This window comes from Kitasatospora sp. NPDC002543 (assembly GCF_053594915.1).
Genome location: NZ_JBSFWR010000101.1, coordinates 24102 through 31196, shown reverse-complemented (window position 1 = coordinate 31196; position 7095 = coordinate 24102). Strand labels below are relative to the sequence as shown.

Below are 7095 nucleotides of genomic sequence, written 5' to 3'. Positions count from 1 at the left end.
GCGGGTGGAGTCGTCCAGGCACTGGAGCGGGACGGTGTCGCCGGTGCCGCGCGCGCCCCTCCCGACGGACCCCGCCCGGCGACGCGGGGCGCGGCGCCGGGCCGGCCGGGCCGGTCGGGCCGTCCGGCGGTGCGGGGGGGGTGGGCGGTGCTCGGCGTCGGGGGCCCGTGTGCGCTAGGTGTTTTGGAAGGCGTCGGGGGTGCGTCTGTCCGGCCGTCCCGGGAAGCTTCGGGCGGCCAGCCAGAGGATGAGGTCGTGAGCGATCGTGTCGATGCTGGTCTCGGTGATCACGTCGTGTTCGCGGCGGCTCGCGTCGCGGCGGACGATCTCGAAGCCGCCCTCGTCGAGGACGGTGACCGAGACGTACCAGAGGGGGTCGTCCTCGTCGGGCTGGATGACGAGGAACGTGTTGTCGGTGTCGTCGAGGTCGTCGACCAGCATGAAGATGGCGTCTTCGGACGGGTCGTCGATGTGGTCGCCGTTCTCGCTGTCGGCGCGGTAGTAGTCAGCGGCCACCGGTCTCTCCCCTCGTGCGACGCCCCGCTTCGGGCTCGCGGCCAGCATGGCACGCGAGCCCGACACGTCGGATCTCACAGCCACTGGTCGATCGCGGCGGCGAGCGCGGCCGCCTCGAAGCGGACGGCGACCTTCCGGAACACGGCCTAGCGGGCCAGGCGTCCCAGGAGGGCGGAGGCGGCGCCGATGCCGAGGAGGGTGGCGAAGGCGAGGACGGCGAAGTCCAGGGGCAGGTGGGAGGGGGTGCCGATGAGCAGGCCGCGCAGCGCGTCGACCTGGTAGCTGAGCGGGTTGGCGCGGCTGACGGCCTGGAGCCAGCCGGGCATCAGGTCGACGGGGTAGAGGGCGTTGGAGCCGAAGAACAGCGGCATGGTGATGGCCTGGCCGATGCCCATGAGGCGGTCGCGGGTGAGCACGATGCCGGCGATGGCCATCGACAGGCAGGAGAAGAACGCCGAGCCGAGCAGGACGACGGCCACGACTCCCAGCAGCCGCAGCGGGTTCCAGGTCATGGCGACGCCGAGGACGGCGGCGATCAGCACCACCACGACGGCCTGCAGGAGGGCCTTGACGCCGGCGGCGAAGGCCTTGCCGGTGACCAGGGCGGCGCGCGGGGTCGGGGTGACCAGCAGTTTGGTGAGGACGCCGGAGTCCCGCTCCCAGATGATCATGATGCCGTAGAAGATCGCGATGAACATCGCGGACTGGGCGATGATGCCGGGCGCCAGGTAGTCCAGGTACGGGATGCCGCCGGTGGGGATGGCCTTGAGGCGGGTGAAGGTCTCGCCGAAGATCAGCAGCCACAGCGCCGGCTGGACGGCCCGGGTGTACAGCTCGGTGCGGTCGTGGCGCAGCTTCTGCAGTTCGACGGCGCACATCGCGCCGATGCGGGCGGGTACCAGGCGCCAGCCGGTGCGGGCGCGCGGGGGCACCAGCAGCAGGGACAGGTCCGGGCCGTCCGCGGCGGCGGGCCGGGCGGACGCGGCCGGCGGCGGGCCGGGTTCACCCGACGCGGCCCGCGGTGCGGCGGGTTCGGCGGACATCGGAGAAGTCTCCTTCGGTGGCGTCGGCCAGTTGGCGGCCGGCGAAGTGGCGGAAGACGTCGTCGAGGCTGGGGGCGGGCCGGTCCGGATCGGCGTGGCGGACCCGGTCCTTGAGTTCGGCGGGGGTGCCGAGGGCGCGGACGCGGCCGCGGTCCATGAGGGCGACGCGGTCGCAGTGGCGGTCGGCCTCGTCCATGCAGTGGGTGGTGACCAGGACGGTCATGCCGGTGGCCGCGCGTACGGCGTTCACCCGCTCCCACACGCCGGTGCGGGCGATCGGGTCCAGGCCGATGGTGGGCTCGTCCAGGACGAGCAGGCGCGGGGCGCTGACCAGGGCCTGGGCGAGTTCGAGGCGGCGCACCATGCCGCCGGAGTAGGTGGCGGCCATCCGCTCGGCGGCGTCCGTGAGGTCGACGGCGGCCAGGGCCTGGTCGACGCGGCGGGCGCGTTCGCGGCGCGGGACGTCGAAGACGCGGGCGAACAGGGCGACGTTCTCGCGGCCGGTCAGGGCGGCGTCGGCGGACAGCTGCTGGGGGACGTAGCCGAGCAGGCGGCGCACCTGCATGGGGTGGCGGGTGGCGTCGTGGCCGAAGACGCGCACCATGCCGGGGCCGACGGGCAGCAGGGTGGTGATCGCGCGGATGGCCGTGGTCTTGCCGGCGCCGTTGGGGCCGAGCAGGCCGAACACCTCGCCGGTGCGCACGGTCAGGTCGATGCCGTCGACGGCCTTGGTGGCCTTGCCGCGGCCGTGGCGGAAGGTGTACTCGAGGCCCTGGCACACCACCGCGTCCCCGGCGCCCGCGGCGCCTTCGGTAGTCATCGCTCCCCCTGTGCGGCGCACCGGTCGGCAGGCTGGTGGGTGCTCTGCCCGACGGGCCGCTCGGTGCTCTGCCCGGTGCCCGGCGCGGGTGCGGTGCGCAGGCCGTCGGCGACCTGGCGCAGGGCGGGCAGCGCGGCGGCCAGGGCCTCGCGTTCGGCCGGCGGGAGTCCGGTGACGATGTCGCCCATCAGGGCGCGGCGGCGCCGGCGCCAGGCCTCGATCCGCTCGACGGCCTCGGGGGTGGCGTACAGGAGGGCGGCGCGGCGGTCGGCGGGGTCGCTCCCGCGGCGCAGCAGGTTCAGTGCGACGAGCTGGTTGACGAGAGTGGACACGGAGTTGCCGGCCAGACACAGCTCGTCGGCGGCTTCCGAGACGCGCAGTCCGGGGGTGTCCCTCACCAGGCGCAGCAGTTCGGCCTGGGCGCCGCGCAGGCGGGGTTCGTCGCTCGTGTGCCGCAGGTGGCGGCGGACCAGGCGCTGGATGCCGACGAGGAGGGTGGAGAACTCGTCCGCCAGCGCGACGTCGAGCGGGTGTGGCTCTGTCGCGGTCATACCCTCATTTTAGCTCTCAGTGAGAGCTATCCGTCGAGGGTGCGGCCTGCCCCCGGTCGGTGCGGGCGCGACTGCTCGCCGAGGCCCCGACTCCGAATCCGGCCCCGGCCCCGGCCCCGGCTCCGGCTCCGGCTCCGGCTCCGGCTCCGAGACGACACTCCGGCGGGAGCGGATCGGGGACGTGACCCGCGCGGTGTCCACCCGCATCCGCATCACACGGGACCACCTGGCCGAGCGCTCCGGCACCGAGGGAATCGAGGCCCGTTCCGGTTCCCCGAAGGACGCCCGCGCCGCATCGGCCTGTCCGTCTTCCGTTTCGACGAACACGCCCTCGTCACCGCGTACTCGGCCGCGACCGTCGGCCGCGACTCCCCGCTGACGCACCTGCGGCGCAGCGGGGACGACGGCGTGTTCGAGCGTTTCGCCGAGCACACCGAGGAACTCCGGTCCCGGGGGCGACGGCAGCTCCTCCGTCCCCGCCCCCGCGCGGGAAGTCGGCCCGGCCGACTTCCCGCTCCACCCCCGGGCCAGGAGGACACCGCCATGAACCGCGGCCGTCCCGCCACCCGGCGCACGAGCACCCACAGCACCGACGGCGGCCGGCGCATCGAGGTGGACGACGCGCACCCCGGCCGCGTACGGGACAGCAAGGACCCCGGCGGCCCCCGCCTCGATTTCTCGCCGGCCGCCCGGCAGTCCCTCGTCACCGCGATCCACGGCGGCGAACTCGGCACCGCCTGACGCCACTTGCCCGCCCGCCGGCGGCTTCGACGGCGTCACGCCCGTGCGCGGTTCCACGGGCCCGGGCGGCCCGGCCCTCGTCTTCTCCTCCTTTGCCTGGCGCCCCTTCGTCACCGCCGTCCGCACCGGCGAGTTCGACGGCGCCTGACGGCCGTTGCCCCGGGGGCGGCGGCGTGAGGCGAACACCGGTGCGCGAGAAGTCCCCGGGCCCGGTACCCGGGGTGCGGGCCTGGACAGGCCCACGGGGGCCACTGGAGGATCCGCCCATGCCCCATGACGAGCCGCTCGACGCGCCGCACGACGGGCCGCCGCCCGGGGGGAAGCCGTCCGCCGCCGGACGGCGGGCGCGGGCCGCGGCGCCGGACGCGCCGGCGGGCCGGCGGGCCGGCGCGCAGCGGGCGGGAGGCCGAGCACCGCGGCGCGGGCGGAGCACGGCGGGCGCGCGGGCCGCGGCGGCGAGTCGTTCGTCGAACCGGACGGGCGCGGCTTCGCCTACCTGGACTTCGGCGGCGACGGCCGCCCGGTCGTCCTCGCCCTGCACGGGCACTTCGGGCGGGGCAGGTCCTTCGCGCCGCCGGCCGCAGCCCTCGCCGGGCGCTACCGGGTGGTGGCCCTCGACCAGCGCGGGCACGGACTGTCCGACCACGGAGGCGAGTTCACCCCCGGCCGCTACGCGGCGGACGCGGCGGCGTTCCTCGACGCCCTCGCCCTGGCGCCCGTCGCGGTCCTGGGGCATTCGATGGGCGGCGCGGTCGCCTTCCACCTCGCCCTGCCGCGCCCCGACCTGGTGCCGGCGCTGGTGGTCGCCGACATGACGACGCTCAACCGCGAGCCCGAGACCCGTCCCGTGCTGGACGTGTCCGGCCGGCCGCGCCGCACCCGCACGCGTCGGGACCTGGCGCGGGCGCTGACCGAACGCGGGGTCCCGGCCGTCCGCTTCATGGACAGCGCCGTCGAGTTCGACGACGGCTGGGGGTTCCTCTTCGACGCCGACGACCTGATGGCCTCGCAGGAGGGCCTGCGCGGGGACTTCACCGCCGTGTGGAACGCGACCCGCCGGCCCGCGCTGCTCCTGCGCGCCGCCGACAGCTTCCTGCTCACCGCCGCAACCGCCCGGCGGATGGCCGCCGAGCGGCCGAACACCCTCCTGGTGGAGGTCCCCGGCTGCGGGCACTGGCTGCACGCGGACGCCCCGGAGGCCTTCGCCCGGGAGGTGGGCGCCTTCCTCGACCGTACGCGTGGCGTCAGATCCGGGTGGCTCCGAGGGCCTTGACGGCGTGCAGGGCGCGGGCGGTGGTCTCCCGGTGCTCGCCGACGGGGGCGACGTAGTCGAGGACGGCGCGGGCCGCGTCCTCGCCGAGGGTGCGGGTGATGACCCAGGTGGCGAGGTACTGGGAGGCCAGGCAGCCGCCGGCGGTGGCGATGTTGCCCTCGGCGTGGAACGGCGTGTCCAGGACGGTGATGCCGCGGGCCTCGACGAAGGGGCGGGTGGTCGAGTCGGTGCAGGCCGGCATGGTGCCCAGCAGGCCGAGGTGGGCGAGCACGAGCGCGCCCGAGCACTGGGAGCCGATGAGCTGGCGGGCCGGGTCCAGCGGCAGCCGGGCCGGCAGGCCGGCGTCGGCGACGACGTCGCGGGTGCGCACGCCGCTGCCGATCAGCACGACGTCGGCCTCGGTGACGAAGCCGATCGGGCGCTGCCCGGTGACCCGGACGCCGTTCATCGAGGTGACCTGCGGGGTCGGGGTGGTGATGAAGGCTTCCAGGCCGTCCTTGCGGCAGCGGTTGATCAGCGCGGAGGCGATGAAGCTGTCGAGCTCGTTGAACCCGTCGAAGGTGACCACGGCGACCTGTGCCATCACTGCTCCCTCATGCCTCGCGTCCGTCACGCGGCGTCCGTCACACGGCGTCCGTCACGCGGCGTCCGTCACGCCGGCGTCCGGTGTCCGTGCGCTCCATTGTGCCGCGCGCCGCCCGCACCGGCGGGCCCCTCGCGGGTGCGGGCGGCGCTCCGGGGCACCCTCGGACCCCGGGACCCGGCCGAGAGCGGCGCCGGCCCGGGTCGCCCAGTCGGCTTCCCCGCCCGGCGGCGGGCATGCGCCGGTTCAGGGACGGCGTTGGTCACCGGCGGCCCGCCGGCCGGGGCCGGGCCGCCGTCCGACGGGAACGCCCGCCCGTGCGCGCCGGATCGGCACCGCGTCGGCGCCGCTCGCGAGGGCGGCCTTCGGGGCCGGCGGCTCCTACGGCAAGCGCGGGGAACCGGCCCCGGTGCTCGCCGCGCACGCGTTCGCGGTGGCGTGCATCCCCGCAGGCAGGGACGGCCGGTCGACGCCGACGAGGTTCAGAGCCCGCCGCCGCAGCCTCCCCCGCAGCCCCCTGCGCAGCCGCCGCCGTGCCCACCGCCGCCGTGCCCACCGCCGCCACACGCTCCGGCGCCCACGCCCCCGTCGCCGCCACCGCTGCCGCTGCCGCTGCCGCCCGGCGTGTACCGCTGGGCGGCAGCTTGGAACAGGGCCGCCATCTTGGCCCGGGCCCCGTCCTGGCAGAGCCGCAGGTCGTGGCCGGCGGGCAGGGCGTCCAGGCCGCGCACGGCCACGGCCGCCGCCCCGTGCGAGCGGTGTGCGCCCGCCCGGGCGGCCTCCAGCACCCGCGTGCCGGGCCCGGTGGCGATGCCCGCGGGCGGGCGGGCCGCGCGGCCGATCCACAGGACCGCGGCGAGCAGCGGCGGGAAGGCCAGCAGCGGCAGGAGCCAGTCCTCGCCCCGTGCGAGCGTCCACACCAGGGCGGCCAGGCCCGCCGAGACCACCAGGGCGAGGAGCGCCGCGGTGCGGCGGCCGAACTCCCCGAGCCGGTCGGCCTGTTCCTCGTCGTAGGCCAGGCCCCGGGCCGCGAGCCGCGCGCGCAGGGCCTTGGCCTCGGCGCCGTGGTCCACCGCGCGGATCAGCCGCGTGATGCCGCAGGTCCGGGTGGGGCCGAGCGCGCGTACGGCCGCGGCCTCGAAGCCGCCCGCGCCGCCGGCGGCCCCGGCACCGTCGAGGGCCCCGGGGCCGCCGGCGGCGCCGGTCGCGGTGACGTCGCCCGAGCGGGAGGCGACCAGACGGCCGGCCTCGTGCATCCGCGTGAGCGTGAGCTGTCCCAGCGTCCCGGCCAGGCAGGCGAGTTCGCTCGCATCGAGGTCGAACTCCCGCCCCGCCGCGCGCCGTTCGGCCCGGTACAGCGCGCGCAGCGCCGCCCGGCAGCGCAGCCCCACCGCGGCCACCCCCGCCGCCGTCCCCAGCAGGAGTACCGGGACCACCCCCATGACGCCCCCTCCCCCACGGCGGACCAGCCCAGTGTGGGGTCGCCGCCGGCGGCCCGGCAAGCCACGGGCGACGCGCACGGCCACCGGACGCGCCGCACGGCCGGCGGCCGGCGGCCGCACGCCGGG

9 protein-coding genes are annotated in these 7095 nt (G+C 76.6%); 3 read left to right on the top strand and 6 right to left on the bottom strand.

Going from position 1 to position 7095, the window contains the following annotated elements; all coding sequences use genetic code 11:
• Positions 1-174: 174 nt before the first annotated feature.
• From ACWD4P_RS30920 to ACWD4P_RS30905, 4 genes are all read right to left on the bottom strand, one after another.
• Complete coding sequence (locus ACWD4P_RS30920) at positions 175-564, bottom strand: hypothetical protein (protein WP_449781933.1); 390 nt, start codon at positions 562-564, stop codon at positions 175-177.
• A 98-nt stretch (positions 565-662) separates the two neighbouring features.
• Positions 663-1559 (bottom strand): ABC transporter permease, encoded by an 897-nt coding sequence (locus ACWD4P_RS30915; RefSeq protein WP_449781930.1) that lies wholly within the window; start codon positions 1557-1559, stop codon positions 663-665.
• The gene (locus tag ACWD4P_RS30910; RefSeq protein WP_449781929.1) at positions 1519-2379 is read right to left on the bottom strand and encodes an ATP-binding cassette domain-containing protein; all 861 of its coding nucleotides are present in this window, start codon (positions 2377-2379) and stop codon (positions 1519-1521) included. Before ACWD4P_RS30910 ends, ACWD4P_RS30915 begins: the two co-directional genes overlap by 41 nt.
• Positions 2376-2930, bottom strand: coding sequence for a MarR family winged helix-turn-helix transcriptional regulator (locus tag ACWD4P_RS30905; RefSeq protein ID WP_449781928.1), 555 nt, complete (start codon positions 2928-2930; stop codon positions 2376-2378). The genes ACWD4P_RS30910 and ACWD4P_RS30905 overlap by 4 nt, the downstream gene beginning before the upstream one ends.
• Positions 2931-3473: 543 nt before the next feature.
• Between ACWD4P_RS30905 and ACWD4P_RS30900 the strand changes: the two genes are divergently transcribed.
• The 3 genes from ACWD4P_RS30900 to ACWD4P_RS30890 all read left to right on the top strand — a co-directional run bounded on the left by ACWD4P_RS30900 (position 3474) and on the right by ACWD4P_RS30890 (position 4944).
• A complete protein-coding gene (locus tag ACWD4P_RS30900) occupies positions 3474-3671 on the top strand; it encodes a DUF397 domain-containing protein (protein WP_449781927.1) in 198 nt (65 codons plus the stop codon).
• 43 nt (positions 3672-3714) lie between these two features.
• Positions 3715-3819 (top strand): DUF397 domain-containing protein, encoded by a 105-nt coding sequence (locus ACWD4P_RS30895; protein ID WP_449781926.1) that lies wholly within the window; start codon positions 3715-3717, stop codon positions 3817-3819.
• Positions 3820-4167: 348 nt separating this feature from the next.
• Positions 4168-4944 (top strand): alpha/beta fold hydrolase, encoded by a 777-nt coding sequence (locus ACWD4P_RS30890; protein ID WP_449781932.1) that lies wholly within the window; start codon positions 4168-4170, stop codon positions 4942-4944.
• On the opposite strand, the gene ACWD4P_RS30885 is transcribed toward ACWD4P_RS30890, so the two are convergent.
• Positions 4916-5527 carry an AraC family transcriptional regulator gene (locus tag ACWD4P_RS30885; RefSeq protein ID WP_449781925.1) on the bottom strand — a complete coding sequence of 204 codons (612 nt, stop codon included), beginning with the start codon at positions 5525-5527 and terminating at the stop codon, positions 4916-4918. The genes ACWD4P_RS30890 and ACWD4P_RS30885 overlap by 29 nt on opposite strands.
• A 482-nt stretch (positions 5528-6009) precedes the next feature.
• A complete protein-coding gene (locus ACWD4P_RS30880) occupies positions 6010-6969 on the bottom strand; it encodes a TIGR04222 domain-containing membrane protein (RefSeq protein ID WP_449781924.1) in 960 nt (319 codons plus the stop codon).
• Between the last annotated feature and the right edge of the window lie 126 nt (positions 6970-7095).

Coding starts and splice junctions, on each gene's coding strand:
- ACWD4P_RS30900 (WP_449781927.1), top strand. CDS start 3,474: ATGAACCGCGGCCGTCCCGCCACCCGGCGCACGAGCACCCACAGCACC.
- ACWD4P_RS30885 (WP_449781925.1), bottom strand. CDS start 5,527: ATGGCACAGGTCGCCGTGGTCACCTTCGACGGGTTCAACGAGCTCGAC.
- ACWD4P_RS30920 (WP_449781933.1), bottom strand. CDS start 564: ATGCTGGCCGCGAGCCCGAAGCGGGGCGTCGCACGAGGGGAGAGACCG.
- ACWD4P_RS30905 (WP_449781928.1), bottom strand. CDS start 2,930: ATGACCGCGACAGAGCCACACCCGCTCGACGTCGCGCTGGCGGACGAG.
- ACWD4P_RS30880 (WP_449781924.1), bottom strand. CDS start 6,969: ATGGGGGTGGTCCCGGTACTCCTGCTGGGGACGGCGGCGGGGGTGGCC.
- ACWD4P_RS30915 (WP_449781930.1), bottom strand. CDS start 1,559: ATGTCCGCCGAACCCGCCGCACCGCGGGCCGCGTCGGGTGAACCCGGC.
- ACWD4P_RS30910 (WP_449781929.1), bottom strand. CDS start 2,379: ATGACTACCGAAGGCGCCGCGGGCGCCGGGGACGCGGTGGTGTGCCAG.